The organism is Pantoea sp. X-Soil-MYKO-1289 (genome assembly GCF_059730625.1).
In genome coordinates this window covers 3,234,162-3,259,394 of record NZ_AP036004.1, presented here as the reverse complement: position 1 = coordinate 3,259,394, position 25,233 = coordinate 3,234,162, and the positions used below count along the sequence as shown (strand labels likewise).

Sequence of the window (25,233 nt, the reverse complement as noted above, 5' to 3'; positions counted from 1 at the left end):
AGATCGTTCACTGCCGTACAGGCAGCTTAGAAAAAGAGGATAAATAAACATGTTTCAGAAAGCGTGTTCACTGCCGTACAGGCAGCTTAGAAAACGTTGATCAATCTTTATTGCGTTTCTAAACGGTTCACTGCCGTACAGGCAGCTTAGAAAATCAACTGGCGCGAGCACTTTGGCGCGGGCTAGTTCACTGCCGTACAGGCAGCTTAGAAAGGCACACGGGCAAAACCGTCCTTGACCACGAAGTTCACTGCCGTACAGGCAGCTTAGAAATTGTAAATGAAATTGAGCAGGTCAATTTCAATGTTCACTGCCGTACAGGCAGCTTAGAAAGGCCGCACTAATCGAGTCCGGCACCAGACCCAGTTCACTGCCGTACAGGCAGCTTAGAAAGTTCAGGGCTGGCGGCAGGGTGACGGCACGCTGTTCACTGCCGTACAGGCAGCTTAGAAAGCACTCGGTGGCGACAGAATGACGGTCAAATCGTTCACTGCCGTACAGGCAGCTTAGAAATGACCACTCTCACCTCTGTAAGTAACCTAAGTGTTCACTGCCGTACAGGCAGCTTAGAAAGTCATGATCGCGCAACTGATCAACTGGGCGGAATTCACTGCCGTACAGGCAGCTTAGAAAACGTAGTGCCGATGTCGCAACAGGTTTACGACGTTCACTGCCGTATAGGCAGCTTAGAAATCGGTGATGGTGAGAACGTAGGCGCCACTCTCGTTCACTGCCGTACAGGCAGCTTAGAAATGGGTGATGCCCATCGGCTTCAGGAACTCTTCGTTCACTGCCGTACAGGCAGCTTAGAAAGTCAGGCGATACGAAGACGAAAGCACACTGTAGTTCACTGCCGTACAGGCAGCTTAGAAACAACGATTCGCTTCTTTGAGCGTAAAATGCCAGTTCACTGCCGTACAGGCAGCTTAGAAATTACTGGGTATTCCTGCCGAAGTGGTTACGGGGTTCACTGCCGTACAGGCAGCTTAGAAATAAGTATTACGCTCTTAGCATTTCTCCTGCCGTACAGGCAGCGGCGCACTCACTCGAGTGCGCCCAACACCCCCAGCAGCGGATGAAATTGCCATCCTTCGCCATTCTCTTTTTTCCTTAGCCTCATCTCGCCGAACTTCTGGCTTACTTCCACCAGCTCCATTCCCAGCTCGTCAGCCAGGCTGGTATAAACCTGCTGATAATCAGGCACTATCCATGCGCTAATGCCTTGAGCCAGTTTCGGCTCCACGGCAAGATCGATCGCGCTTTTCTTATAGCCTGCCGCACCTTCATCTGGCGTACAAAACTGGCCTTCGTCGTCCTCTTCCTCTATTAACCAAAAATGGAGTTCATCTGGTGGTGAAGGCCTGAAAGGCCGTAGCTTTTGCAATTCGCCGCACCAGCTAACCGGTTTTCGCCACCAGAGCGATGCACTGTAGCTGCCTGAGTCCTCTTTTTTGCCAAGCAGTTCGGTATTGAGTCGTACGTGCTCCAGATCGACAAAACGACTAAAGGGGCCACGGGTTTGCATTTTTTCCGGTTGCTGAACGCGAGGTCGGGCGGTAATTACTTTGTAATCCCTCTCATCCAGCAACGTACTCAGATCGTGACTCGCGAGCGGGAAGGCCTTACTCTCGAAACCCGGCTGACAATAGGCAGGATTATCTGGAAAGCGCAGTGCGCGATAGTTTTTCCGCAACAGATGAATATTTGCCGCCGTGGGCACTTGTTGGCGATGGCGCTGCACGCGTCCAGCCAGCTGAACTAAAGCACGCATTGAGCTGGGCTCGGCAATTGCCCAGTCAAAGTCGAAATCTCGTCCAACCTCAACCACTGAGGTCGCCAGCACCACGAAAATATGATGCTGTGCCTCGCTGTTCTCTAACGCACGTTTAATTTCCGCTACCTGCCAGAGCGCCTGCTCATCATGGCGTGTAAGCGCCACTTCCAGACGGTTTTCAATATATGAACGCATCGCCAGTGGATGCTGGCTATGGTAAATGCAGTAGTGAATCTGGGTATTATCAGGCGCGGGCGTAGCCAGCAAGCGCTGCGCTACAGCGACCAGCGGATCAATATTCGCCATGCGAATAACGCCCAGCGAAACGCATTTTCCGCTTACCTTATGGCGCTGATGATGGGCAGCATGAAGCTGCTGCATAGAGTGGTAAAAGGTAGTGGCTAACGCATCCAGAACCGCGTCCTCTTTCCGGCTGGCAGGCATAACCTCTACCAGCTCAGCTTTTCTTAACGCAGCGGCCTGTTCCAGTCGAGCGACCCTTTGCGCAACAAAACTCTCATGCTGCTGGCGAAACACCTTTCCAGAACCGATTGGTTGATGCGCAGTTTCATGCTCGTCAAACCAGGCACAGATAACCTCCGGCGCATTTTCAGTTAGCCCGGCATTCTTATACCATTCAGTCCGGCCATGTCGGTAAGCGTTAAATAAGGCCAGCACCAGCGACGGCGGCAAAGTTGCAGAGGAGAGCAAGACGCGCGAGCCAAGCATACCGGCCCAGTTAACCAGTCGGCATAGCGCGGACAGATCATTCACATCAAAATCATCTGGCTCATCCAGCACCAGATCGGCGGTTAACAGCCGCAGCGCAGGCGCAATTTGCTTACCGCCGCGCAATGCTTCTGTTGCCGGAATAAGATAGTCGATGGTGCTGACCAGAACGGGAGCGCTTAACAACTTGTTCAGCATCGGCTTATCCTGCAACCAGCGGCTAAGGCGTCCGTCATCCAGGCTTCCGTCATAGCGAACATACTGATGTGCATGAAAAAGCGTCTCTGCCGACTGGCTGCCGCTATCCTGCTGCTCTTCTTCCTCGCTACTGTAGTGCTGGTAGAGATCCTTTACCGCCTGCGATCCAATCATTACCGCCAGATCGTCATCCGCCAGCGTTAATCTGTTACGTAACGCGTTGCCGGTCTGCAATGTCAGCGTCCGCAGCCCAAGCGCAATGGAAAAACGGCAGCCCTGCTTTTCATCGGCCAGCGCATACATAATACGTGCATTGCCCAGCGTTTTGCCGCAGCCCGTTGAAGCCATATTGATGCCGAAAAATCCCTGACTGAACGTATGCTCACGCAGCGAGGCAGCTAAATCGTAAGCACGGTTTTGCCAGTAAAAGCGTTTTGCCGTCGCTCGTTGGCTAAAGGCTTTATGTCGGGTGATGGCGGGCAGCGTTTTACGCAGATGCGGCAGGCTGGCGCCAAGCAGTAAGGCGTTTTGCGCAACGCCGATATTATGCTCATCCAGTTGCTGCTTTACAGCACGGCGCGTCTTATCGCTGTTCGCGAAAACCTGGAAGGCCTTATCCTGCCAGCCAGGTGTCGCGGGCAAGGAAGAGTAGTGGTGATCGGCAAGCATCAGTACCAGTCGCGCCATATGGCAGGTAAATTCCTGCTCCATTCTGGCAAAACGCAGTAGCGACGGCTGAGCCAGCGCACGTCGGGCAATTTTTTGCGCTTTAGCGCGCCATGTCTGACTTTTGAAGGGCGTTCCCTGAGCAAACGACCACTGCGCCTGTTGTTCCTCTGTCTGCCAGTCATGTTTCAGATGGTTGGGCGCATTCCATACAGGTTCGAGCTGGCGCGTTAGCCAGCTTTCAGCATCTGCAAGCAGCGGTGGATTGTGACGATCTTTAGGGTAAACCGGTATGCGATGGTGCGACAAGATCAGCCAGGCGACGACACGAGCAACCGGCGGCAATGAGTCAAAGGGATTTTTGGCGGTGGGATCTGGATACAGATGAGCCAGCATCTCGCTCTCTGCCTCGGCACTAATGACGGATAAGGCTTGCAGCCATTGTTCATCGCTACGCTCACCAACCCAGGCGCAGAACAAACGCAGCGAAACCCATTCGTGACGATATGGCTGAAATCCTCGGCCTCTACCAAAAAGGTTTTGCTGAAACAGCTGAGAGGCTTTGCCAAAGTCGTGAAACAGCCCTGCAATGGCCGCGGTAAGTGCTATCGCCTGCGCGCATTGCCAGTAATTCTCATCCTGACTTTTTAGGATATCTCTTTCAGTGGAATGAGTCGGTACGCTGCCATCGCGATTAAAACAGCGCAGATTGCCGACAATCCAGAGTAATTCGGTCTGGCCTGAACTTTTAATCCAGTGGCAGGCCACCGAAGTATTTCTTCTGGCCGTTTTGCGCAAAAGCTTGCGTAACGTATTCAGCCCTTCAAGGGTAATTGCCGTTTGCCAGGTTCGCTCACCTTTGCGTTCGGCAAACTGATCGATAATACGGCGTGTTTCAATGAGCGCACGTTTGTTGCACTGGGAGATAAGCAGAATATTCATTTTGCCGCCTGCCCTAATTGCTCAGCAGTGGATTGCAGGGTTTCGATCATCAGATCTAACGCATCGCTCTTTTGAAGTCCGGCAATACAGCGCTGACGAAATTCTTGTTCATCTTCGCCCGCCATCGCGGAGATAAAGGCCTGCGGCAGGATCATCGCATCCTTAATGATATCTGCCACATCAAATACCAGGCCGCCGCGTCGCGTTTTGCCATGCAGTACCGCCAGGCCATGCGGCAGGCCCGTGACCCAACAGGCGGTAGCAGCCAGCCCGTAAGCCAGATAGTTGCCATGATCTAAATAGCGATTTGCAATGTCGGTGCCACCGCCGCGTTTTGCTCGGGTAAAGTCGCCATATTGCGTGGCATTTGCGGCCAGTTTGTAGAGCGCTTTGGTGAGTACGGCTTCCTGAGTGAGCAAATGCTGGGAGTGAGTGGAAAGCGCCAACTGGCTTTCATAGCGTTTCAGCAAAACGTCCAGCGTCGCTGAGGGAATAATAAATTTATCCTGTTTTTGCAGGCGCTCATTCAGCCAGTGCTTCCTGATTTGCGCGATGCGTATGCGCTGAAAAGCAATTGCGGCGGCGAGTCGTTTATCGTCGTCAAACCAGAAGCTAACCCACTTTTGCAGATATTCCGTTGGCCGATATTCGCTTTGTGAGGTCAGCCATGAAACCGAAACCTCGACCTCATTAACCGCATAAAGCGGCGTGCCGTTACCGCCGCAAAAACCGACCAGTACGCCAGCGCGCGCAAATTCCCGCATTGCTGCCTGAGTGACGGAAGTACCCGTTCCCAGCATAATAACGGTGGTATTCGCGACAGGGATATTCCAGTAAAGCGAACGTTTTCCTTCATCCGTGACATATTCCACGCGTCCGCCATTAACCAGCACGCGGCAATATTGCAGGTAGTAGATGTTGCTACGTTTTGAATGAAGAATAGTTTTGAGATCGGAAGGTTTAAGTTGTTCCATACGCATTCCTTGCGTTGACGTTTAAGAACGTTAGTCACTCAGATGAGTTCCCTGTGGAGCAGGTTATTAAACAACCGGCCGGGCATCAAGTGAAGTGGTTTTTTTACAGCAAATAATTGGGACAACTCAGAACAGCGTGGAATAACTTTCAATCTGTGACCATCATTTGACAACATTATCGTTATACGATGATGACTCACAGGAGTAACTCATAGAAACTTATGTACGCGCTCTTATTAATAAAGAGCTGAAACACGAAGTAACAGCTGTACTGCGTGATTGCGGACTCACCATCAGCGCAGCGTTCCACCTGTTTCGCGGCCAGGTTGTTGAGCAGCAGGGCTACCAGTCGAAATCAAACGGCCAGGCGTGCGTCTTAAAAGAATGCAAAATGTTCCCTTTCTACACTGCCTGTATGGAAATTAAAAGGTGCCTGTGGATTAGAATACAGTAAGGCTTTCGTCAGTTGATTGTGACTCGCTACGTTAATGGACACGATTCAGCTCAATAAAAAGTCGATTTTTACTTTCATCCAGAAAAGTTATGCTCTATTAGTGCTGCATAATAGTCGAATTTATTAAAAGAACATAAGACTTAGGTTTTAGATCGTCGTGCAATTCATTTTGTGACATTTAATCCAGGTGGCTTTTCAGGTCATGCGTGATTTATCTGTGTGTTCTTGGGTATTTTAGCGTTTATTATTAAGAGGTTTGGTTTGTTTCAGGAGCGTTTGATCGATGTTTTCGTTATTTGAGTAACAGGTTCTCAAGAAAAGGAGGCAAAGGATGCCAAAAGAAGGACTTTCATCATTCATACTGAACTATATTTCCGAGCGAAAACAGCCAAAGCGTGAAGCACTGGAGAAAGAAGAGGCTAAAGCGCTGGCTGGCCTTGCTTCATCCGTCGAGCAGGCCGTGATAAAAAATGATTTCGCGTCGCGGTATGCTGAGCTCGATCAAAAATACGAAGTGCGTAACTGGCTGAGCGATGCCGCCAGGCGCGCCGGGCAAATTAGTCTGGTTACTCACGCGCTGAAATTTACGCATGGCGATGCTAAAGGCAGCAGCATTTATAAACCCTCTGCTGATGAAGAAGTTAATTACCTTTCCTCCGCTAGCTTAAAAACGCCGGTGCTGGACGCAGTGGGAAATGCAGCATCGCTAGATATTGTTAAACTGCTGCAAACCGAATATCAAGGCGACTCACTGCTTGCCTCTCTTATCCGCAATGACACTTCAGCGCTTGCCGCACTGGCAGACAATGAGCAACAGCTAACGGAGTGGGTAGAAGGGTTTAAACAGGTGTTATCGAGCCTGGAAACCCGTCTCGCACAAGCTGGCAAAACAGATCTATTTTCCTGTAGGCGAGAATCAGTACCATCTGCTCAGCCCGCTATTCTCGACGTCATTAGTCCAGGCGCTGCATGAAAGTATTATGGCGGCACGCTTTAGTGAAGAGGCAAAAGAGGTTTACACGGCCTTCAAAAATGAAACCTGGCACAGCCAATCCAGAGTCTCTTATCTGAATACTGCCGTCCAAACCTTTGGCGGCACTAAACCACAAAATATCTCCTACCTGAATAGCGTGCGCGGAGGCAAAGTCCGGCTTCTCTCCTGTGCGGCGCCGGTCTGGCAAAATATCAGCAAGCCACCGTCAAAACATAAATCGATTTTCCATTATGGCAGCGAATTTTCTCGTATGGCTTATACGAGCGTAGACAGGTTGAAACATTATCTTCTGAGTGTTTACGACATGGAGTCAACCTTTGAGATACGCCAGCAGAGAGAAAGTTATGTCGATGAAATTATCGATATCTTGTTTAACTACGTCGCGGGTGTGCATCAGTTTGAGAATCCAGGCTGGAGTGCAGCAAACGAGTGTGAATTAAAGCGCTCCCAGCAGCTATGGCTCGATCCCCTCCGCAGTAAAACCGACGACGCATTTGGCTTTGAGCGCGAAGGTGGCGACTGGAAAAAAGAGATTGCGCGCGACTTTGGTCACTGGCTTAGCCAGCAGCTCAGCTCATCAGATTCTTCCGGCCAAAAGCACCGCTCACCCAGGCTGGCGATAGCAGACACGGAGCGACGCTATTTCTCTACCGCTGCGTTATTTAAAAAACGCCTGCGTGAAATGGAACAGGCTGTGAAAGAGGATTTGCTATGCATCTGATTATTTTGCGTCGTCTGCGCGTAGAAAATGCCAATGCCATTGCCGGACTGACATGGGGTTTTCCCGCTGTTACCCACTTTCTCGGCTTTACCCATGCTCTGTCGCGCAGGGTTGAGCAAAGCTACCCGCTAAGCCTGACCGGCTGCGGTGTGATTTGCCATCACCAGCAAATCCATGCGTATACATCGGGTCGCGACTATCAGTTTGCGCTAACGCGCAATCCGCTGACGAAAGAGGCCAAAACGGCTTCGTTTAATGAGGAAGGCCGTATGCATATGACCGTCTCGCTGCTGTTGCAGTGCGAAGGTGAGATTGCTGGCGGTGAACAGGGTGCAGCCGCGCTTGAACAGCATCTGTTTAACCTTTGCCATATGCAGCGTCTGGCAGGCGGCACCATTAAGCAGCTTGAGCGCGTGCAGGTTATCGGCTGGCCGCAAGAAGAGCAGGCAACTCATCGCCTGCTGCGCCGCCTGCTGCCGGGCTTTGCGCTATTGGATCGCTCGTCGCTATTAAGTGAGCATTTCAGTCAGCTACAGCAAAACAATCCTGAAGCAGAGATGCTGGATGCCTGGCTCGATTTCGCCAGCCTGAAAATGCAGGCGGTAACAGATAACGAGGATCCGAAGCCCGGTGACAAGGCCTGCTGGCACTATCAACCCAAGCCAGAAAGCGGATTCTTAGTGCCGTTAATGACCGGCTACCGGGCCATTTCTCCTTTGCTGGCAGCAGGAACGGTCGTCAACGCCAGAGATGCGGAAACGCCATTTTGCTTTGCTGAGGCCGTGTATGGCGTAGGCGAGTGGCGCAGCCTTCATCGCATTACGCAGCTCAATGAGCTGATTTGGCAAACAGAATACAGGAACGAGCATTACCTCTGTGTGAGTAAGAATCACGTTGCCAGCTCTCAGGTTTACGACGATTCAAATGATCTCTTCAACGATGAGTAATTGATAAGGAAATTGAAAATGGCAAAAGCAACAATTAAAACCGCGTCCGTACTGGCTTTCGAACGCAAATTAGCCAATTCAGACGGCATTATGTTCGCGGGAAAATGGCAGCAAAAAGACGGCTGGCAGCCTATCGAAATCAAGGAAAAAGCGGTGCGCGGCACCATCTCTAACCGTCTGAAAAACGCCATCGCCAGCGATCCGTTGAAGCTGGATGCCGAGATTCAAAAGGCTAACCTTCAGCGCGTGGATGTCGCTGCGCTGCCTGCTGAAGCTGATACGTTAAAAGTCGTTTTTACGCTGCGCATTCTGGGCGATTTAGCTAAGCCATCAGTCTGTAACGATCAGGCTTATCAGGCAGAACTGACGAATGTCATTAATGGCTATGTAGAGCGTTATGGGTTTAGCGAACTGGCCGCGCGCTACGCAGAAAATATCGCCAGCGGCCGATTCTTGTGGCGCAACCGGGTCGGTGCAGAGCAAATAACCGTGCGCGTGAGCAGCGGCAAGCAAAGCTGGGAGTTTAATGCGCACGATTTCAATCTGCTTAGCTTCACTCAGCCGAAGGGCGATCTGGCGCAACTGGCCGAGGTCATTGCTGCTGGACTGGCAGGCAAATCATACGCGTTGCTCAACGTAGAGGCTTATGTTCGGCTGGGAAATGGCCAGGAGGTATTTCCTTCCCAGGAGCTGGTGCTGGATAGCAACAGCAAAAAAAGCAAAGTGTTGTATCAGGTCGATGGAACTGCCGCTATGCACTCGCAAAAAATTGGCAACGCGTTGCGCACCATTGATACCTGGTATCCGCAGGGCGATGAGCCAGATATGGGACCGATTGCGGTTGAACCTTATGGCTCTGTAACCAGCCGTGGTCAGGCTTATCGTCAGCCAAAGCAGAAAATGGATTTCTATACGCTGCTGGATAACTGGGTAACCAAAGGAGAAGTGCCGCCTGTAGAGCAGCAGCACTATGTCATCGCCACGCTGATTCGTGGCGGCGTATTTGGTGAAAAGGGTGAATAAGGCGACGGTATGAACCATTATCAGGACATCGTTATTTTGCCCAATCCAGAGATTGCAGATTCGGTGCTAATGGCGACTCTGTTTACCCAGCTGCATCTAAAATTAGCGCAGGCGGGAGAGGGGAGAATAGGGCTCAGTTTTCCAGAAGTAGGCGTGACGCTGGGTTCTCGATTGCGCCTGCACGGCACATACGACGATCTAACGAAGCTTGACGCTATCGGCTGGCATAGCAAAATGAAGGATTATATTTTTTGCAAAGCAGTGTGCCCCGTGCCTGAAGGTTGCCAGTATCGCACCGTGCGCCGCGTGCAGTATAAAAGCAGTGCTGAGAGGCTAAGGCGGCGTTCGGTGAAAAAAGGGTGGCTTACGCAGGAGCAGGCGGAGCAGCAAATCAGCGTGCTCAATGAAAAGCGAGGCAAACTCCCTTTTTTAGCAGTGAAAAGCCATTCTAATGGTCACACATGGCTATTTTTTATTGAGCATGGCCCGCTAAGGAAAACGCCGACAGAAGGCTATTTCAGTAGCTATGGTTTGAGCGCTGAAGCGACGATACCCTGGTTTTGAATGCTGATGTGATTAACCGGGCAATGATGCAAGCTCAAAAAATCGCTATATAAAAAGCCTCGGATATGAGGCTTTTTTCGTCATGACTGAAAATTGTCACGGCATTCAAATCATAAAAACTTCAGTGCCCTTGACTGCAAGAATATTAAGAATTCGCAACGCCGGCCCGCCGGGCGTGACTTCTTCGCGCTCCCATTTTGAAACGCTATCTCCCGTCATCCACGGGTATGCGCCAGAGACGCCTGAGACAAACCGCACTTAACACGTACCTGTTTAATCTCTTCACCGGACATGACTCGCACAGCGGCAACGCGCTGGCGATATTCACGGGCTGACATACGTTCAGCAATAAATGCGACATCTTCAGCGGGCATTAACCCCATCGCATGCAGCTCTTTTGCATCTTCCAGCATGTCACCGAGCTGAGCGGATTTAGTTTTCATTACTCTTTATCTTCCGAAGAAGTCCGCTTTACATAAAACATTTAACTGCTCTTGATCGGCTTTGAGAAGCGCTTTGGCGAGTCTTTTACAGGACTCCAGTTCGTCATCTTCTATTTCCCTCGCCCTTTTGTCGCTAAGCCGGCTTTTAGCCCGGCCGGCATAAAAGAAGAGTTGATGATTGAATTTGAAGAAGATAATTGTCCTTGCTCCGCCTCTTTTGCCTTCCTGTAGCGATATTCTTTTTTTGATTACACCACCGCCAGGATTCGCTTCGAACTCACCTCATATGACCTGTTCTGCCGCTTCCAGTAATATCTGATCGGTCAGAGCCATTTTCTTGACGCTTTTATCGAATCGCTTGTGTACGTAAATAGTCAAATCCCTGACTACTGTTTTTCCGTGAACGTAATAATGATTATTATGATGGCAATAGCAACAGGGGATCCTGCTTTCAGCTTAAATTGTCTCGAGGCTATTTTTTTGCGCCAGCTTATTGATAGCTATCGCTACGCCTTAAAGCCCTTTTTTTGACGCGCTAAATAACTTATTGAAATAACTGGCATAAATGAAAGGGGGAATGAAAAGGGTTTAGCGTCAATTTTATGAGTTTTGATTGGCAGGTCAGGGAGTTAGTTTGATAGAGTAACAGTTCACTGCCGTACAGGCAGCTTAGAAATGAATGCCGATCCGATTAACTGGATATCGATTGTTCACTGCCGTACAGGCAGCTTAGAAATGCAGATCGAGAGCAGCTGGCGCTGCGCTATCGTTCACTGCCGTACAGGCAGCTTAGAAAGATCGCCGGCGGCGCTGCTGCAGGCATGGCGCGTTCACTGCCGTACAGGCAGCTTAGAAAATTTACCCCTGATGGTGCATCATTAGGTTTACGTTCACTGCCGTACAGGCAGCTTAGAAACCGGCGAGCGCGGTTTTACCGTTATTTTGCTCGTGCCCTGCCGTACAGGCAGCTTAAAAATAGAGAAGTATCAGGTCATCAGCGAAAAACGGGTGCACCGCCGTTCGCCAGCCTCAACTCTTCCGGCAGCCTCTAAAACCCCAAAAAAGCGCGCGCCTGCCATCATTGCCAGGCCGCGCGCCCAGTCATTAAAACGTCTTCAACCCTACCGCCGGAATATTGCGGCCGTAGTAAATTTCGCGCATCTCCTTCCACAGCAGGTCGGTAATGCGCTTATGTTCCACCGTGCTGAGATCTTCAGGGCGGGTATTGAACAGGTAGTGCTTCAGGTCGAACTCTTTCAGCAACATCTTGGTGTGAAAGATATTTTCCTGATAAACATTCACATCCACCATGTCATACATCGCCTTCATATCTTCCGACATAAAGTTCTGGATGGAGTTGATCTCATGGTCGATAAAGTGTTTCACGCCGTTGACGTCGCGGGTAAAGCCGCGCACGCGGTAGTCGACGGTAACGATATCGGACTCCAGCTGGTGGATCAGATAGTTCAGCGCCTTCAGCGGAGAAATCACGCCGCATGTTGAAACTTCAATATCCGCGCGGAAGGTGCAAAGACCGCCCTCCGGATGGCTTTCCGGATAGGTGTGCACGCAGATATGGCTCTTATCCAGGTGCGCCACCACAGAGTTAGGCAGCGGGCCGGGATGTTCCGAATTGTCGATGTCCTTTGGATCGATCGGCTCTTCGCTCACCAGAATGGTGACGCTGGCGCCCTGTGGTTCATAGTCCTGGCGCGCGATATTCAGCACGTTGGCGCCGATGATCGAGCAGGTTTCCGTCAGGATCTCGGTCAGACGAGTGGCATTGTACTGCTCATCGATATAGGCGATATAGCCATCGCGTTCGGCTTCAGTATTCGCATAACAGATATCGTAAATACAAAAACTCAGGCTTTTGGTCAGGTTGTTGAAGCCATGCAGTTTAAGCTTTTGCAATTTGGTTCACCTCCTTATAAAGGGCGTTCAGCAGGTACTGCGGCAGCGCGAAACTACCGACATGGATCGCTGGATTATAGTAGCGGCACGGCAGGCCAGCCTCGGCGAAACGCGCCTGCAATGTGGCGAGATCGAGCTGCCGCAGCGCCGGGTTGTCGCTCGCCCAGGCGAAGGTCATAATGCCGCCGTAGTAGGTCGGTATCGCCGCCTGATAAAAACTGACGTCGGCGAAATAGTGGCTCAGTTTGCGATGGCTGTTGATCGCCTCTTCCTGCTGCAGAAAGCAGACGCCATTCTGCGCCACGAAAATCCCGCCGGGATTGAGGGCGTTTTTGCAGCCCGCGTAAAATTCCGAGGTGAACAGGCTCTCGCCCGGACCGACAGGATCGGTGCAGTCGGAGATGATCACGTCGAATTTTTCCTGCGTCTGGTTGACGAAGTTTACGCCGTCGTCGATCACCAGATTGAGACGCGGATCCTGATAAGCGCCCTGGCTGTGATTAGGAAGATATTGCTGGCAGAAGGTTACGACGCCAGCGTCAATCTCCACCATCGTGATGCTTTCCAGCTGCTGATGACGCGCCACTTCGCGCAGCATTGCGCCGTCGCCGCCGCCGATAATCAGCACGCGCTTCGCCGCGCCGTGCGCCAGCAGCGGCACGTGCGTCATCATTTCGTGATAGATGAATTCGTCGCGCTCGGTGGTCTGCACCACGCCGTCCAGCGCCATTACGCGGCCCATCTGCGCGTTTTCGAAGATGATCAAATCCTGATGCGCGGTCTTTTCCCGGTACAGCTCTTTGTCGACCGTGAAATATTGTCCGAAACCGGCATGAAGGGTTTCATACCACATTTCTTTTTGCGCCATGGTGGGCTCCTCTCTGATGACTTCGCCATGAAAAAGAGCGACACATCATAACCAGGAGTGACCGTGCATGCACGGTCGAATGATCGGCGAAGAGGCGGGTTTGCGGCTTATTTAACGTAGGCGAGCAGGCTGAGGGAATCGCGCGCCAGCGACTTACACTTCTTGTCGTTGGTAATGGCGATGCCGCTCAGATCTTTGTAGCTCGCTTCGCCAAGCGCCTTCATATTGTAGGCAGCGTAATTACTCAAATCCCAGCGGTTCTGCTGGGCGAAAAACACCAGAGCTTTGCGGATTTGCGCATCAGGCAGATCCTGATAGCCGCAATCATTTTTCAGATAAACGAATACCGCGGTGAGATCGGCCAGATCTTCTGCTTCGGATTCGCTCAGAGCGAAACTGGTGGAGGAGAAGCCAAGGAGTCCTGACAGTAACAGGATCTTGATGCTTTTCTTCATAGTGGTTCTCATTCATTAATCATCATGTGACGATAGCACAGTGCCTGGCAGGATTCCGATTATTTTGCCGCTGGACGCCGGCTTGAGCACTTTTTTCAGGCGTTTCCCCTATCAAGAGCTTGACCCTCCCGCAGGGGAAGGGTTTAGGCTGTGGTTCCCTTATCACACGGATGAATAAGCTATGCATCGTCGCCACTTTCTTAAGCTGACCGCCGCGCTGAGCGCAGCCGGGGCGCTGCCGCTCTGGAGTCGATCCCTGATGGCGGCCAGTCGTCCGCTGCTGCCGGTTCCTTCACGACTGGAGCCGGATCCGCGCGGCCAGATCCAGATCACCGCCATGACCGGCACCAGCCGGTGGCAGGGCAAGGATGTGCCGACGTGGGGCTACAACGGCGCGCTGCTGGGGCCGGCCATCGTGCTGCGCCGCGGTAAACCGACTACGGTCAATATCCTTAACCGGCTGCCGGAAGCGACCACGCTGCACTGGCACGGGCTGGCGATCCCTGGCGACGTCGACGGCGGACCGATGGCGCGCATCGAACCTGGCGCGGCGCGGCAGGTCAGCTTTACGCCGGATCAGCCTGCCGCCACCTGCTGGTTCCATCCGCACCTGCATGGCAAAACCGGCCATCAGGTGGCGCAAGGGCTGGCGGGCCTGATCCTGCTGCAGGACGAGGAGACCGACAAACTGCGTCTGCCGTCGCAGTGGGGCTCGGACGATGTGCCGCTGATTTTTCAGGACAAGCGGCTCACCCAGGACGGCAGCCGCATCGACTACCAGCTCGACATCATGAGCGCTGCGGTAGGCTGGTTCGGCGATATGATGCTGACCAACGGCGTCCAGTATCCGCAGCAGGCGGTGCCGCGCGGCTGGCTGCGCCTGCGCCTGCTGAACGGCTGCAATGCGCGCTCGCTGCATATCGCCGCCAGCGACAACCGACCGCTCTATGTTATCGGCAGCGACGGCGGCCTGCTGGCTGAGCCGGTGAAGGTGGCATCGCTGCCGCTGCTGCCGGGCGAGCGCTTCGAGGTGATGGTCGATACCTCCGACGGCAAAAGCTTTGATATCGTCACGCTGCCGGTTGAGCAGATGGGCATGACGCTGGCGCCGTTCGATCAGCCGCTGCCGCTGGTGCAGATCCTGCCGCTGCGCGTAATGGCGAGCGCCACGCTGCCGGATAGCCTGGTGCAGCTGCCGCCGGTGCCCTCGGCGGAAGGCGCTAACGCGCGCTGGCTGCAGCTGATGATGGATCCGCAGCTCGACCAGCAAGGCATGGCGGCGCTGATGCAGCGCTACGGCGATAAAGCGATGGGTGCGTCGCACGGCGATCACGCCATGCCGTCAGACGGCGGCGACGCGATGAAGATGGAAAGCCACGATATGGCGGGGATGCACAGCGCGCACGGCGCAGGCTACGACTTCCACAGCGGCAACAAGATCAACGGCCAGGCCTTTAACATGACGAAGCCGATGTTCAACGTCACGCCCGGCCAGCTGGAAAAATGGACCATCTCCGGCGAAGGCGACAAGATGCTGCATCCTTTCCATATTCACGGCACGCAGTTCCGCATTCTCTCAGAAAACGGCAAGCCGCCTGCGCCGCACCGTCAGGGCTGGAAAGATATGGTCAATGTCGACGGCTGGCGCAGCGAAGTGCTGGTGCGATTTAACCACCGCGCCGCCGCCGAACACGCCTATATGGCGCACTGCCATCTGCTGGAGCATGAAGATACCGGCATGATGCTGGGCTTCAGCGTCGGCTAATCAGGCTTTCTCGAGCGCCAGGCGAATATCTTCCACCAGATCGCCGGCGTTCTCGATGCCTATCGAGAGACGGATAGTGGCGTCGCTGATGCCGATGCGCTGCCTGACCGCCTCCGGCACGCCGGAATGGGTGGTGCTGCCGGGATGGCTGGCAAGCGACTCGGTGCCGCCCAGGCTCACCGCCTGCTTAAATAGCGCCAGCGCGTTAAGGAAGCGGAACGCGGCGGGCTGCCCGCCGACGATATCGAACGAAAAGGTCGAACCGGCGCCGCTGCACTGCTGGCGGAAAGTGCGGCCTTCGGCGCTGTTCTCGTCGAGGTAGGGCAGCCACTGCAGCTTCGCCACCTTCTCATGGTCGCGCAAAAAGGCGGCCACCGCCTCGGCGTTCTGCCAGGCTTTCTCCATACGCAGCGACAGCGTTTCCAGCGAACGGCCAATCATCCAGCTGGAGTGCGGATCGAGCTGGGTGCCGATGGCGCTGCGCAGCGAACGTATCTGCGTAATCAGCGCTTTGCTGCCCATCGCCGCGCCGGCGATCAGATCGGAATGGCCGCCGACATATTTGGTGAGCGAGTAGAGCGAGATATCGGCGCCGAAGTTCAGCGGACGCTGAAACAGCGGGCCGAGCAGCGTATTGTCGCAGGCCACAACCGGACGCGATCCCTGCTGCTGGCCGATCTCGTCGGCGATGCGCGCGATCAGCGCGATGTCCACCAGGCTGTTGGTGGGGTTAGCGGGCGTCTCGATCAGAATCAGCGCGACGCGCCCCAGGCTCAGCGCCTTCTGCGCGGCGGCGCGCACCTTCTCCTCATCGGTGCCGTCGCTGAAGCCGACCGGCTCGATATTCAGGTTGTGCAGCGTTTTGCTCAGCAGCGTCTCGGTGCCGCCGTAGAGCGGCTGCGAATGCAGGATCACATCGCCCGGGCGCGCAAAGGTCAGCAGCGTGGTGGAGATGGCCGACATGCCCGACGAAAACAGGGCGCAGCTCTCCGCTTCTTCATAGATCGCCAGGCGGTCTTCAACGATTTCGCTGTTGGGATGGTTAAAGCGCGAATAGACCAGGCCGCCGCTTTTGCCTTCCGGCGGCTGGCGCCGCCCCGACACGTAATCGAAGAAATCTCGCCCCTCTTCGGCGCTGTTGAAAACAAAGGTTGAGGTCAGAAACACCGGCGGTTTGACCGCGCCTTCCGACAGGCGCGGATCGTAGCCGTAGTTGAGCATCTGGGTTTCAGGATGCAGCTTACGATCGCCAATATGGGTTTTTTTACTGGAGTTGTGGGACATGGGATCTCCTGCTCAGGGCAGATGTAAGGTAACGATATGTTGGACATACGCTAACACGCAGCGGAATGTTCTGGTAAAGGCCGGTAAGTTCTAAGTTTATATCATCCAGGCACGATGAGGCTGGCGGCGCCTTAGCGCTGCATCTCGCCGCGTCTGGCAAGCTGTGATACTCTCCTGCGAATCGCTACCCGCTCAGGTCTGAGTGGGTTCTCTCTGTTCATCCGCTGCTGAGGATGGACGATCCCTTTAAAATCAACGAGAAGTACAGGTTTTGAAACATACTGTTGAAGTGATGATTTCCGAAGAGGCGATCGCAACGCGCATTGCCGAACTGGGTAAAGAGATTTCCGAGCGCTATCGCGACAGCGGCAGCGAGATGGTGCTGGTCGGGCTGCTGCGCGGCTCCTTTATGTTTATGGCCGATCTCTGCCGCGCCGTCGAGGTGCCCCACGAAGTCGACTTTATGACCGCCTCCAGCTACGGCAGCGGCATGTCCAGCTCGCGCGACGTGAAAATCCTCAAAGATCTCGACGAAGATATTCGCGGCAAAGATGTGCTGATTGTCGAAGATATCATCGATTCCGGCAACACGCTGAGCAAGGTGCGCGAGATCCTGCGCCTGCGCGAGCCGAAGTCCCTCGCCATCTGCACGCTGCTGGATAAGCCCGAGCGTCGCGAAGTAGAGGTGACGGTGGAATATGTCGGCTTCGCCATTCCTGACGAGTTCGTGGTCGGCTTCGGCATCGACTACGCCCAGCGCTATCGTCATCTGCCCTATATCGGCAAAGTGGTGCCGCTCGAATCCTGAGCCTGACCGCACAATCTTCCAAGGCTGACCGCGTCAGCCTGGTGTAGGCTGTGCTCCGATTCAGGAGTTCAGCCTCTACCTCCGCAAAAAAATGCCCATCCAGGAAGATTTTACGCTCAGGGTGGCTCATCATAAGTAGCAACGTTGCGGCGACATCGCGTCAGCCAGCGGCTCGCTATGTCCTTCGCGACACACCGACATTAAAACAGGATATGGATTCGGAATGACTTATGCACTGGAACTTTCCCGGCTGACCAAGACCTATTCCGGCGGCGTGCAGGCGCTGAAAGGGATAGATCTTAACGTCGAAGCCGGCGATTTTTACGCGCTGCTGGGACCAAACGGCGCGGGCAAATCGACCACCATCGGGATTATCAGTTCGCTGGTGAACAAATCTGGCGGCAGCGTGCGCGTGTTCGGCTACGACCTGGAGAAAGAGGTGGTCAACGCCAAACGCCAGCTCGGCCTGGTGCCGCAGGAGTTCAACTTCAACCCGTTCGAGACCGTGCTGCAGATCGTGGTGAATCAGGCGGGCTATTACGGCGTTGAGCGCCGCGAGGCGCAGCAGCGCGCAGAGAAGTATCTGACGCAGCTCGATCTCTGGGGCAAGCGCAACGAGCGCGCGCGGATGCTTTCCGGCGGCATGAAGCGTCGTCTGATGATTGCCCGCGCGCTGATGCATGAGCCGAAGCTACTGATTCTCGATGAACCGACGGCGGGGGTGGATATTGAGCTGCGTCGCTCGATGTGGACCTTCCTGAAAGAGCTGAACGAAAAAGGCACCACCATTATTTTGACCACGCACTATCTGGAAGAGGCGGAGATGCTGTGCCGCAATATCGGCATTATCCAGAGCGGCGAGCTGGTGGAGAACACCTCTATGAAGGGGCTGCTGGCCAAGCTGCAGTCGGAAACCTTTATTCTCGATCTTGCGCCGGGCAGCGCGCTGCCGACGCTGGAAGGATTCCAGTATCGTCTGGTGGACGCCTCGACGCTGGAGGTCGAAGTAATGCGCGAGCAAGGGCTGAATAGCGTGTTCGGCCAGCTTAGCGCGCAGGGCGTGCAGGTACTGAGCATGCGTAACAAAGCGAACCGCCTGGAAGAGCTGTTTGTCAGCCTGGTGCAGGGCAAAGGAGCGAAAGCATGACACATTTGTACTGGGTAGCGCTGAAGAGTATCTGGGCCAAGGAGATTAACCGTTTCGCGCGCATCTGGATCCAGACGCTGGTGCCGCCGGTAATCACCATGACGCTCTATTTTATTATTTTCGGCAACCTGATCGGCTCGCGCATCGGCGATATGCACGGGTTTAGCTACATGCAGTTTATCGTGCCGGGCCTGATTATGATGGCGGTGATCACCAACGCCTACGCCAACGTCGCCTCGTCGTTCTTCAGCGCCAAGTTTCAGCGCAATATTGAAGAGCTGCTGGTGGCGCCGGTGCCGACGCATATTATTATCGCCGGCTATGTCGGCGGCGGCGTGGCGCGCGGTCTCTGCGTCGGGGTGCTGGTCACGGCGATTTCGCTGTTTTTCGTGCCGTTCCACGTCCACTCCTGGTCGATGGTGGCAGTGACGCTGCTGCTGACGGCGATCCTCTTTTCGCTGGCTGGCCTGCTGAACGCGGTGTTTGCGCGCACCTTTGACGATATCAGCCTGATCCCGACCTTCGTGCTGACGCCGCTGACCTATCTGGGCGGGGTGTTCTATTCGCTGACGCTGCTGCCGCCATTCTGGCAGGCGGTGTCGAAGCTGAATCCGATTGTCTATATGATCAGCGGCTTCCGCTTCGGCTTCCTCGGCATCAACGATGTGCCGCTGGTGTTTACGCTGTCGGTGCTGATCGCCTTTATCCTGGTGTTTTATATTCTGGTCTACACGCTGATCCAGCGCGGACGCGGCCTGCGCACCTGATAAAAAAAGCAGCCGAATGGCTGCTTAAGATGAGAACTGAGAGCTGGCGCAGGTAACAGGGCCCGATCGCAAAGTCGCTCAAGGCATCCCTGCTCGCTCGGCCCGCGCCATCCCTGGCGCGGGACGCTTTGCTCTCCGGTCCCTGTTACCCGCGCTTTAGCATCAGAGCCGACTGCCGTCGCCCACGTACGCACATCAGCCTCAGGCGACCTGCACCGGCAGCGCCTTCGCCAGACGCTTCATCTCGTTGTCGCCTTCGAAATAGGCGACCTTCGGCTGCCACTGGCGCGCTTCTGCATCCTCGACCTGCACGTAAGAGCAGATAATCAGGATATCCCCTTCGCAGGCGCAGCGGGCCGCCGCGCCGTTCACCGAAATAATCTTCGACCCGCGTTCGGCGGCGATAGCGTAGGTGGAAAAGCGCTGGCCGTTAGTGACGTTATAGATATCAATGGCTTCATATTGCAGAATGCCGGAGGCGTCGAGGAAATCCTGATCGATGGCGCAGGAACCTTCATAGTGCAAATCCGCCTGAGTCACCTTCACGCGGTGCAGCTTGCCTTGTAAAACGGTACGTATCATAACCAGAAGACCTTGTTGTTCTGCCTGAAAACGACCCCGCCTACTGCGTGAGGTCGACCTGTTGATTATCAATAAGACGCGCTTTGCCCAGCCATGCCGCCATCAGGATCACCGCGCGACGGCTCTCGACCGTCAGCGGCTCCAGCGTATCGGCGTCGCAAATCGCCAGTCCGTCAGGACGCAATCCTTTCTCGCTAAGCTCCGCCTCGGCGCTTTCGATAATCTCTTCAATATGGCGTTCGCCGTTGGCGAGGCGCGCCGCCATGCCGTTCATCACCTGCGCCAGCGCGGGCGCGAGCTGACGCTCGTCGTCGGTGAGATAGCCGTTGCGTGAACTGAGCGCCAGGCCATCTTTGGCGCGCACCGTCGGCACGCCGACAATCTCGATATCGAAGCCCATATCGGCCACCATCTTGCGAATAATCGCCAGCTGCTGAAAATCTTTTTCGCCGAAACAGGCGATATCGGGCTGCACCAGATTAAACAGCTTGCTGACGATGGTGGCGACGCCGCGAAAGTGGCCGGGACGGCTTGCGCCTTCCAGCAGCGACGACAGCACCGGCACCTCGACAAAGGTCTGGTTCGCCAGCCCGTGCGGATAAACCTCCGCAGGCGCGGGCGCGAATACCACATCGACGCTGCGGCGATTCAGCTTCTCGCAGTCCTCCTGCAGCGTGCGCGGGTAGCGCGCCAGATCGTCGGCGCGATCGAACTGCATCGGGTTGACGAAAATCGACACCACGACAATATCGCCGCGCTCGCGCGCCTCGTCCACCAGCGTTAAATGGCCGTCATGCAGATTGCCCATGGTCGGCACCAGCGCGATGCGTTTTCCTGCCTGGCGCCAGCGACGAATTTCACGGCGCAGCATCGGCAGCGTTTCAATGATCAGCACGGTAAGGCTCCCTAATTACTGGAAACTGTGTTCAGCCGCAGGATAGGTTCCCGCTTCGACTTCGGCGATATAGTGACGGATAGCGGCGCGGATGTCGCCCGCCTCGGCGAGAAAGTTCTTCGCGAATTTCGGGATATGGCCGCCGGTAATGCCGAAGGCGTCATGCATCACCAGAATCTGGCCGTCGGTGACGTTGCCCGCGCCGATGCCGATAACCGGGATCGTCAGCGCCTGAGTGATGCGCTGCGCCAGCGAAACCGGCACGCACTCCAGCACCATCAGCTGCGCGCCCGCGGCTTCCAGCGCCAGCGCGTCGGCCAGCAGCCGCTCGGCGGCCGCCTCGTCGCGGCCCTGCACCTTATAGCCGCCGAAGATATTCACCGACTGCGGCGTCAGGCCGAGATGGCCGCACACCGGCACCGCGCGCTCGGTCAGCATGCGTACCGTCTCCGCCAGCCATTCGCCGCCCTCCAGCTTTACCATATTGGCGCCGGCGCGCATCAGCTGCGCGGCGCTGTCGAAGGTTTGCTGCGGCGTGGCGTAGCTCATAAAGGGCAGATCGGCCATCACCAGCGCCTGCGGTGCGCCGCGGCGGACGGCGGCGGTGTGATAGGCGATATCGGCGACGGTGACCGGCAGCGTCGACTCATGGCCCTGAACGGTCATGCCGAGTGAATCGCCGATCAACATCACCTGGATGCCTTCGTCGGCGAACAGGCGGGCAAAGCTGAAATCGTAGGCGGTCAGGGTGGCGAACTTGCGTCCGCTCGCTTTCCACTGACGCAGATGAGAAATAGTGGTGGGTTTCATGGCGCTCTCAACTCAGGTATTTCAGATGGGCGCAGTGTACTGGATAGCGCGAGAGAGCGGAATCTCCCGCGTATCAATCTGTGCGGCGTCAGCCGTGCCAGGGTCGAATGGCGCTGGCGTCGAGGGGCGTGAGCAGGTCGCGCAGCGGGCGGCCGTTCGGCAGCGTCGCGTCGGGCGCGATCTCCAGCAGCGGCAGCAGCATAAACGCGCGGTTGTGCATATCGTAGTGCGGCACGATCAGACGTGGGGTGTTAAGACTTTGCTGGCCGAAGAGCAGGATATCGATATCGAGCGTGCGCGGCCCCCAGCGTTCCGCTTTGCGCACGCGGCCGTGCTCAAGCTCGATACGCTGGGTGTGATCCAGCAGCGTTTCCGGCGCGAGAGCGGTCTCCAGCGCCACCGCCGCGTTCAGGTAATCGGGCTGATCCGGCGGACCGTAAGGCGGCGTGCGGTAGAACGAGGAGGTGGCGACGCGCGCCGTCTCCGGCATCGCGTCGAGCGCCCGCAGCGCCGCGTCAACCTGTTGCAGCGGATCGGCAAGGTTGCTGCCGAGCGCCAGGTAGACGCGTGTCACGACGCGTTCTGGCTGTCGCGGCGCGGGGCGGCGGGACGGCGGCGCGGACGACGCGTTTTGCGGCGCGGCGCCGGGTCGTCGCCCAGCGTATTGAGCATGGTTTTCTGCTGCGTCGGCGCGGCGGCCTGGAATTCGCCCCACCAGTGGCTGAGGCGGATCAGTTCCGGGTTGTTCTCAACCTCGGCGCGCAGCGCCAGCAGATCGTAGGCGGCGCGGAACTTCGGATGCTCCATCAGCTTCCAGGCGCGTTTGCCGTGGCGGCGCGACATGCGCAGCTGCAGCTGCCAGATATCGCGGATCAGCGTGGTGATGCGTTTCGGGATCGCCAGCGCGCGGCAGGCTTCATCCAGCGTATCGTTCATCGCCATCGCGAAGGCGTCGAAATAGGTCAGGCCGCTCTCCTGCGCGATGCGCTGCGCCGCTTCGAGCTGCGGATACCAGAACATCGCTGCAAACAGGAAGGCTGGATTGACGCGCATATCGTTGTGGATGCGGTTGTCGGTGTTTTTCAGCACCTGCGCCACCATCCGCTCCATATAGCTGTCGCCATCTTCGGTGAAGTTGCGCGTAATGGTAGGGAACAGCGGCTGGAACAGCTGGAACTCGCGCAGCTTGACATAGGTGCTGTAGCCGTAGCCCGCCTGCAGCAGCTTCAGCGCCTCTTCAAACAGGCGCGCCGGCGGGATATCGCGCAGCAGCGTGGCGAGACGCGGGATCGGTTCGGCGGTTTCCGCCGCGATGGTCATATCGAGCTTAGCGGCGAAGCGCACCACGCGCAGCATACGCACCGGATCTTCGCGGTAGCGCGTCTCGGGATCGCCAATCAGGCGAATGATGCCCTGCTGCAGATCCTGCAGGCCGCCGACGTAGTCGCGTACGGTAAAGTCGGCGACATTGTAGTAGAGGCTGTTGATCGTCAGATCGCGGCGCTGCGCATCGTCTTCGATGCTGCCGAAGATGTTGTCGCGCAGCAGCATGCCGCTCTGGGCGCGCTGCGACTGATTGCGATCCTCTTCGACATCTTCTTCAGCCTGATGATGGCCGCGGAAGGTGGCGACTTCGATCACTTCAGGGCCGAACATGACGTGCGCCAGACGGAAGCGACGCCCGACCAGACGGCAGTTGCGGAACAGCTTGCGCATCTGCTCTGGCGTGGCGTTGGTGGTGATATCGAAGTCCTTGGGCTTTTTACCCAGCAGCAGGTCGCGAACGCCACCGCCCACCAGATAGGATTCATAGCCTGCTTTGTTCAGGCGATAGAGTACCTTGAGGGCATTTTCGCTAATGTCTTTGCGCGAGATGTTATGGCTCTCACGAGGGATAATGGTCATCTGATGACGCTCAGTTTCAACCTCGACAGGCGCCTCCTCATCACGCATGAGGACTTTCCGGCAAAAATTAGCAACTCGGGTAAAAATGGGACACCTCGACAGCGACGTAAAGTGGTGTAAATAAAATCAGCGGCTAATCATAGCCTGTTGCGAATCATTTAGGAATGGTGTTGTCGGCTCAGCCGGTTTCAGGGCGTTCTCCCGGGGTATCAAAGCGATATTCCACTGCGAGATGGCGCTTTCCAGCAGTTTCTCCTGCGTTTCGTCTTTCCATCCTGTCGCGACAGGCTGTCCCAGAAAGCGCAGCGCCTGCACCAGCAGCGGTCGCGGGTCGCCGGCGGGCAGCGAGGGGGCATGATTCTGCTTCGACAGTTTATTGCCGTCGGAATTGATCGCCAGCGGCAAATGCAGATATGCAGGCTGCGGCCAGCCGAACTGCTGATAGAGGGCGATTTGCCGCACAGTGGGCTCAATTAAATCCGCGCCGCGCACGATCTCCGTCACGCCCTGAAAATGGTCGTCAACCACCACCGCAAGGTTGTAGGCGAACAGGCCGTCGCGGCGATGGATAATAAAATCCTCCTGCGCCAGGCGCGCCTCCACCGCTAAATGGCCGTGCAGCCGATCGTCGAAGCTAAAAACCGGCGCGTGCTGGCGTAGACGCAGCGCGGCGTTTTCCGGCCCCAGATGGCGATCGCGGCAGTGGCCGTCATAGAACCCGCCGATCTGCTGGATGCGGCGACGCGTGCAGGTGCAGTAATAGCTCTGGCGATGCGCCTGCAGCCAGGCCAGCGCCTCGCGATAGGCGTCATGACGCTGCGACTGCCACAGGACGTCGCCGTCCCAGTGCAGGCCGTAGTGCTCCAGCTGATGCAGAATGCGCGTGGCGGCGCCGGGAACTTCGCGCGGCGGATCGATATCTTCGATACGCACCAGCCAGCGGCCGTTTTGCGCGCGCGCGCTCAGATAGCTGCCAAGGGCGGCGATCAGCGAGCCAAAATGGATGTCGCCGGAAGGCGAGGGGGCGAAACGCCCGATGCAGGGATGCGTAGACACTGGCTTTAAAAGTCACCGCACAGCGGCACAACAACGTGCTTTTCCGCAGTGCGGTGAGTCAGGCGTGGCGTTAGCCAGCCATCTGTTTTTCGCGGATTTCTGCCAGCGTCTTGCAGTCGATGCAAAGATCGGCGGTCGGACGCGCTTCCAGACGGCGAATGCCGATCTCCACGCCGCAGGACTCGCAGTAGCCGAAGTCGTCATCTTCGACTTTCTTCAGCGTCTTCTCGATCTTCTTGATCAGCTTACGCTCGCGGTCGCGGTTACGCAGTTCAAGGCTGAATTCCTCTTCCTGCGCGGCACGGTCAACCGGGTCGGGGAAGTTCGCCGCTTCGTCCTGCATATGCGAGACGGTACGGTCAACTTCATCACGCAGCTGATTGCGCCAGGCTTCCAGAATCTTGCGAAAATGTTGCAGCTGGGCTTCGTTCATATACTCTTCGCCCGGCTTCTCCTGGTATGGCTCCACCCCAGCGATGGCGAGAATACTCAGGGACGATGTTTTACGGTTTTGCCCTTCTTGCATGTTGTTTCTCCTGGATAACACG

At 55.7% G+C, this 25,233-nt stretch carries 23 protein-coding genes, 1 pseudogene and 2 CRISPR repeat arrays (1 of these 26 cut by a window edge); of the genes and pseudogenes, 9 read left to right on the top strand and 15 right to left on the bottom strand.

Annotation, left to right across the window (positions count from 1 at the left end):
* A CRISPR array of direct repeats spans window positions 1-993; the repeat unit is 28 nt; unit sequence GTTCACTGCCGTACAGGCAGCTTAGAAA (it extends 1,496 nt beyond the left edge of the window).
* 49 nt (window positions 994-1,042) lie between these two features.
* Together cas3f and cas1f are read right to left on the bottom strand one after the other, a co-directional pair.
* A complete protein-coding gene (gene cas3f / locus AC6I7Z_RS15600; protein ID WP_497814873.1) occupies window positions 1,043-4,309 on the bottom strand; it encodes a type I-F CRISPR-associated helicase Cas3f in 3,267 nt (1,088 codons plus the stop codon).
* Window positions 4,306-5,283, bottom strand: coding sequence for a type I-F CRISPR-associated endonuclease Cas1f (cas1f, locus tag AC6I7Z_RS15595; protein ID WP_497814872.1), 978 nt, complete (start codon window positions 5,281-5,283; stop codon window positions 4,306-4,308). The genes cas3f and cas1f overlap by 4 nt, the downstream gene beginning before the upstream one ends.
* 211 nt (window positions 5,284-5,494) lie before the next feature.
* On the opposite strand from cas1f, the gene AC6I7Z_RS15590 reads away from it, so the two are divergent.
* From AC6I7Z_RS15590 to cas6f, 5 genes and pseudogenes are all read left to right on the top strand, one after another.
* Window positions 5,495-5,737 (top strand): type II toxin-antitoxin system RelB/DinJ family antitoxin, encoded by a 243-nt coding sequence (locus tag AC6I7Z_RS15590; RefSeq protein WP_497815461.1) that lies wholly within the window; start codon window positions 5,495-5,497, stop codon window positions 5,735-5,737.
* A gap of 331 nt (window positions 5,738-6,068) precedes the next feature.
* Window positions 6,069-7,452, top strand: a pseudogene (gene csy1 / locus AC6I7Z_RS15585) (type I-F CRISPR-associated protein Csy1).
* Window positions 7,443-8,399 carry a type I-F CRISPR-associated protein Csy2 gene (csy2, locus tag AC6I7Z_RS15580; RefSeq protein ID WP_497814871.1) on the top strand — a complete coding sequence of 319 codons (957 nt, stop codon included), beginning with the start codon at window positions 7,443-7,445 and terminating at the stop codon, window positions 8,397-8,399. The pseudogene csy1 and the gene csy2 overlap by 10 nt, the downstream one beginning before the upstream one ends.
* 18 nt (window positions 8,400-8,417) lie before the next feature.
* A complete protein-coding gene (gene csy3, locus AC6I7Z_RS15575) occupies window positions 8,418-9,422 on the top strand; it encodes a type I-F CRISPR-associated protein Csy3 (protein WP_497814870.1) in 1,005 nt (334 codons plus the stop codon).
* Between the two features lie 9 nt (window positions 9,423-9,431).
* A complete protein-coding gene (gene cas6f, locus AC6I7Z_RS15570) occupies window positions 9,432-9,986 on the top strand; it encodes a type I-F CRISPR-associated endoribonuclease Cas6/Csy4 (protein WP_497814869.1) in 555 nt (184 codons plus the stop codon).
* Window positions 9,987-10,201: 215 nt separating this feature from the next.
* Here cas6f and AC6I7Z_RS15565 read toward each other — a convergent pair whose 3' ends face one another.
* The 5 genes from AC6I7Z_RS15565 to AC6I7Z_RS15545 all read right to left on the bottom strand — a co-directional run bounded on the left by AC6I7Z_RS15565 (window position 10,202) and on the right by AC6I7Z_RS15545 (window position 13,666).
* A complete protein-coding gene (locus AC6I7Z_RS15565) occupies window positions 10,202-10,429 on the bottom strand; it encodes a hypothetical protein (protein WP_497814868.1) in 228 nt (75 codons plus the stop codon).
* Window positions 10,430-10,435: 6 nt separating this feature from the next.
* Entirely contained in the window at window positions 10,436-10,666 is a 231-nt protein-coding gene (locus tag AC6I7Z_RS15560; RefSeq protein WP_497815460.1) for a type II toxin-antitoxin system RelE/ParE family toxin, read from the bottom strand.
* Between the two features lie 411 nt (window positions 10,667-11,077).
* Window positions 11,078-11,405: a CRISPR direct-repeat array (repeat unit 28 nt; unit sequence GTTCACTGCCGTACAGGCAGCTTAGAAA).
* Window positions 11,406-11,533: 128 nt separating this feature from the next.
* Window positions 11,534-12,343, bottom strand: a complete 810-nt coding sequence (speD, locus tag AC6I7Z_RS15555) for an adenosylmethionine decarboxylase (RefSeq protein ID WP_497814867.1) — start codon at window positions 12,341-12,343, stop codon at window positions 11,534-11,536.
* Window positions 12,330-13,211 (bottom strand): polyamine aminopropyltransferase, encoded by an 882-nt coding sequence (gene speE, locus AC6I7Z_RS15550; RefSeq protein WP_033749535.1) that lies wholly within the window; start codon window positions 13,209-13,211, stop codon window positions 12,330-12,332. The genes speD and speE overlap by 14 nt, the downstream gene beginning before the upstream one ends.
* A gap of 107 nt (window positions 13,212-13,318) precedes the next feature.
* Window positions 13,319-13,666, bottom strand: coding sequence for a YacC family pilotin-like protein (locus AC6I7Z_RS15545; protein WP_033749537.1), 348 nt, complete (start codon window positions 13,664-13,666; stop codon window positions 13,319-13,321).
* 181 nt (window positions 13,667-13,847) lie between these two features.
* Here AC6I7Z_RS15545 and cueO point away from each other — a divergent pair, with 181 nt between their 5' ends.
* Entirely contained in the window at window positions 13,848-15,431 is a 1,584-nt protein-coding gene (cueO, locus tag AC6I7Z_RS15540) for a multicopper oxidase CueO (RefSeq protein ID WP_497814866.1), read from the top strand.
* Here the strand turns inward: cueO and AC6I7Z_RS15535 are convergent, their stop codons facing one another.
* A complete protein-coding gene (locus AC6I7Z_RS15535) occupies window positions 15,432-16,715 on the bottom strand; it encodes a cystathionine gamma-synthase family protein (protein ID WP_286871600.1) in 1,284 nt (427 codons plus the stop codon).
* 271 nt (window positions 16,716-16,986) lie between these two features.
* On the opposite strand from AC6I7Z_RS15535, the gene hpt reads away from it, so the two are divergent.
* From hpt to AC6I7Z_RS15520, 3 genes are all read left to right on the top strand, one after another.
* Window positions 16,987-17,523 carry a hypoxanthine phosphoribosyltransferase gene (gene hpt / locus AC6I7Z_RS15530; protein ID WP_316556159.1) on the top strand — a complete coding sequence of 179 codons (537 nt, stop codon included), beginning with the start codon at window positions 16,987-16,989 and terminating at the stop codon, window positions 17,521-17,523.
* Between the two features lie 223 nt (window positions 17,524-17,746).
* Window positions 17,747-18,670 (top strand): ABC transporter ATP-binding protein, encoded by a 924-nt coding sequence (locus AC6I7Z_RS15525; protein WP_033749543.1) that lies wholly within the window; start codon window positions 17,747-17,749, stop codon window positions 18,668-18,670.
* On the top strand, window positions 18,667-19,437 hold the full coding sequence (locus AC6I7Z_RS15520; RefSeq protein WP_033749545.1) for an ABC transporter permease: 771 nt from the start codon (window positions 18,667-18,669) through the stop codon (window positions 19,435-19,437). Before AC6I7Z_RS15525 ends, AC6I7Z_RS15520 begins: the two co-directional genes overlap by 4 nt.
* Before the next feature lie 201 nt (window positions 19,438-19,638).
* Here the strand turns inward: AC6I7Z_RS15520 and panD are convergent, their stop codons facing one another.
* From panD to dksA, 7 genes are all read right to left on the bottom strand, one after another.
* Window positions 19,639-20,019, bottom strand: coding sequence for an aspartate 1-decarboxylase (gene panD / locus AC6I7Z_RS15515; protein ID WP_033793535.1), 381 nt, complete (start codon window positions 20,017-20,019; stop codon window positions 19,639-19,641).
* Between the two features lie 40 nt (window positions 20,020-20,059).
* The gene (panC, locus tag AC6I7Z_RS15510; RefSeq protein ID WP_497814865.1) at window positions 20,060-20,914 is read right to left on the bottom strand and encodes a pantoate--beta-alanine ligase; all 855 of its coding nucleotides are present in this window, start codon (window positions 20,912-20,914) and stop codon (window positions 20,060-20,062) included.
* Window positions 20,915-20,929: 15 nt separating this feature from the next.
* Complete coding sequence (gene panB, locus AC6I7Z_RS15505; protein WP_497814864.1) at window positions 20,930-21,724, bottom strand: 3-methyl-2-oxobutanoate hydroxymethyltransferase; 795 nt, start codon at window positions 21,722-21,724, stop codon at window positions 20,930-20,932.
* 88 nt (window positions 21,725-21,812) lie between these two features.
* Window positions 21,813-22,298: a 2-amino-4-hydroxy-6-hydroxymethyldihydropteridine diphosphokinase gene (folK, locus tag AC6I7Z_RS15500; RefSeq protein WP_497814863.1), complete on the bottom strand. Its 486-nt coding sequence runs from the start codon at window positions 22,296-22,298 to the stop codon at window positions 21,813-21,815.
* The gene (gene pcnB, locus AC6I7Z_RS15495) at window positions 22,295-23,716 is read right to left on the bottom strand and encodes a polynucleotide adenylyltransferase PcnB (protein ID WP_497815459.1); all 1,422 of its coding nucleotides are present in this window, start codon (window positions 23,714-23,716) and stop codon (window positions 22,295-22,297) included. The genes folK and pcnB overlap by 4 nt, the downstream gene beginning before the upstream one ends.
* 39 nt (window positions 23,717-23,755) lie before the next feature.
* The gene (gene gluQRS, locus AC6I7Z_RS15490; RefSeq protein WP_497814862.1) at window positions 23,756-24,685 is read right to left on the bottom strand and encodes a tRNA glutamyl-Q(34) synthetase GluQRS; all 930 of its coding nucleotides are present in this window, start codon (window positions 24,683-24,685) and stop codon (window positions 23,756-23,758) included.
* A 70-nt stretch (window positions 24,686-24,755) separates the two neighbouring features.
* Window positions 24,756-25,211 (bottom strand): RNA polymerase-binding protein DksA, encoded by a 456-nt coding sequence (gene dksA, locus AC6I7Z_RS15485; protein WP_033749555.1) that lies wholly within the window; start codon window positions 25,209-25,211, stop codon window positions 24,756-24,758.
* Window positions 25,212-25,233 lie beyond the last annotated feature (22 nt).

What these genes read in the sequence shown, in the direction of transcription:
- speE (WP_033749535.1), bottom strand. Translation starts at nt 13,211, where the DNA reads ATGGCGCAAAAAGAAATGTGGTATGAAACCCTTCATGCCGGTTTCGGA.
- cueO (WP_497814866.1), top strand. Translation starts at nt 13,848, where the DNA reads ATGCATCGTCGCCACTTTCTTAAGCTGACCGCCGCGCTGAGCGCAGCC.
- cas3f (WP_497814873.1), bottom strand. Translation starts at nt 4,309, where the DNA reads ATGAATATTCTGCTTATCTCCCAGTGCAACAAACGTGCGCTCATTGAA.
- panB (WP_497814864.1), bottom strand. Translation starts at nt 21,724, where the DNA reads ATGAAACCCACCACTATTTCTCATCTGCGTCAGTGGAAAGCGAGCGGA.
- csy3 (WP_497814870.1), top strand. Translation starts at nt 8,418, where the DNA reads ATGGCAAAAGCAACAATTAAAACCGCGTCCGTACTGGCTTTCGAACGC.
- dksA (WP_033749555.1), bottom strand. Translation starts at nt 25,211, where the DNA reads ATGCAAGAAGGGCAAAACCGTAAAACATCGTCCCTGAGTATTCTCGCC.
- csy2 (WP_497814871.1), top strand. Translation starts at nt 7,443, where the DNA reads ATGCATCTGATTATTTTGCGTCGTCTGCGCGTAGAAAATGCCAATGCC.
- AC6I7Z_RS15565 (WP_497814868.1), bottom strand. Translation starts at nt 10,429, where the DNA reads ATGAAAACTAAATCCGCTCAGCTCGGTGACATGCTGGAAGATGCAAAA.
- AC6I7Z_RS15545 (WP_033749537.1), bottom strand. Translation starts at nt 13,666, where the DNA reads ATGAAGAAAAGCATCAAGATCCTGTTACTGTCAGGACTCCTTGGCTTC.
- AC6I7Z_RS15535 (WP_286871600.1), bottom strand. Translation starts at nt 16,715, where the DNA reads ATGTCCCACAACTCCAGTAAAAAAACCCATATTGGCGATCGTAAGCTG.
- cas1f (WP_497814872.1), bottom strand. Translation starts at nt 5,283, where the DNA reads ATGGAACAACTTAAACCTTCCGATCTCAAAACTATTCTTCATTCAAAA.
- AC6I7Z_RS15525 (WP_033749543.1), top strand. Translation starts at nt 17,747, where the DNA reads ATGACTTATGCACTGGAACTTTCCCGGCTGACCAAGACCTATTCCGGC.
- AC6I7Z_RS15520 (WP_033749545.1), top strand. Translation starts at nt 18,667, where the DNA reads ATGACACATTTGTACTGGGTAGCGCTGAAGAGTATCTGGGCCAAGGAG.
- panD (WP_033793535.1), bottom strand. Translation starts at nt 20,019, where the DNA reads ATGATACGTACCGTTTTACAAGGCAAGCTGCACCGCGTGAAGGTGACT.
- cas6f (WP_497814869.1), top strand. Translation starts at nt 9,432, where the DNA reads ATGAACCATTATCAGGACATCGTTATTTTGCCCAATCCAGAGATTGCA.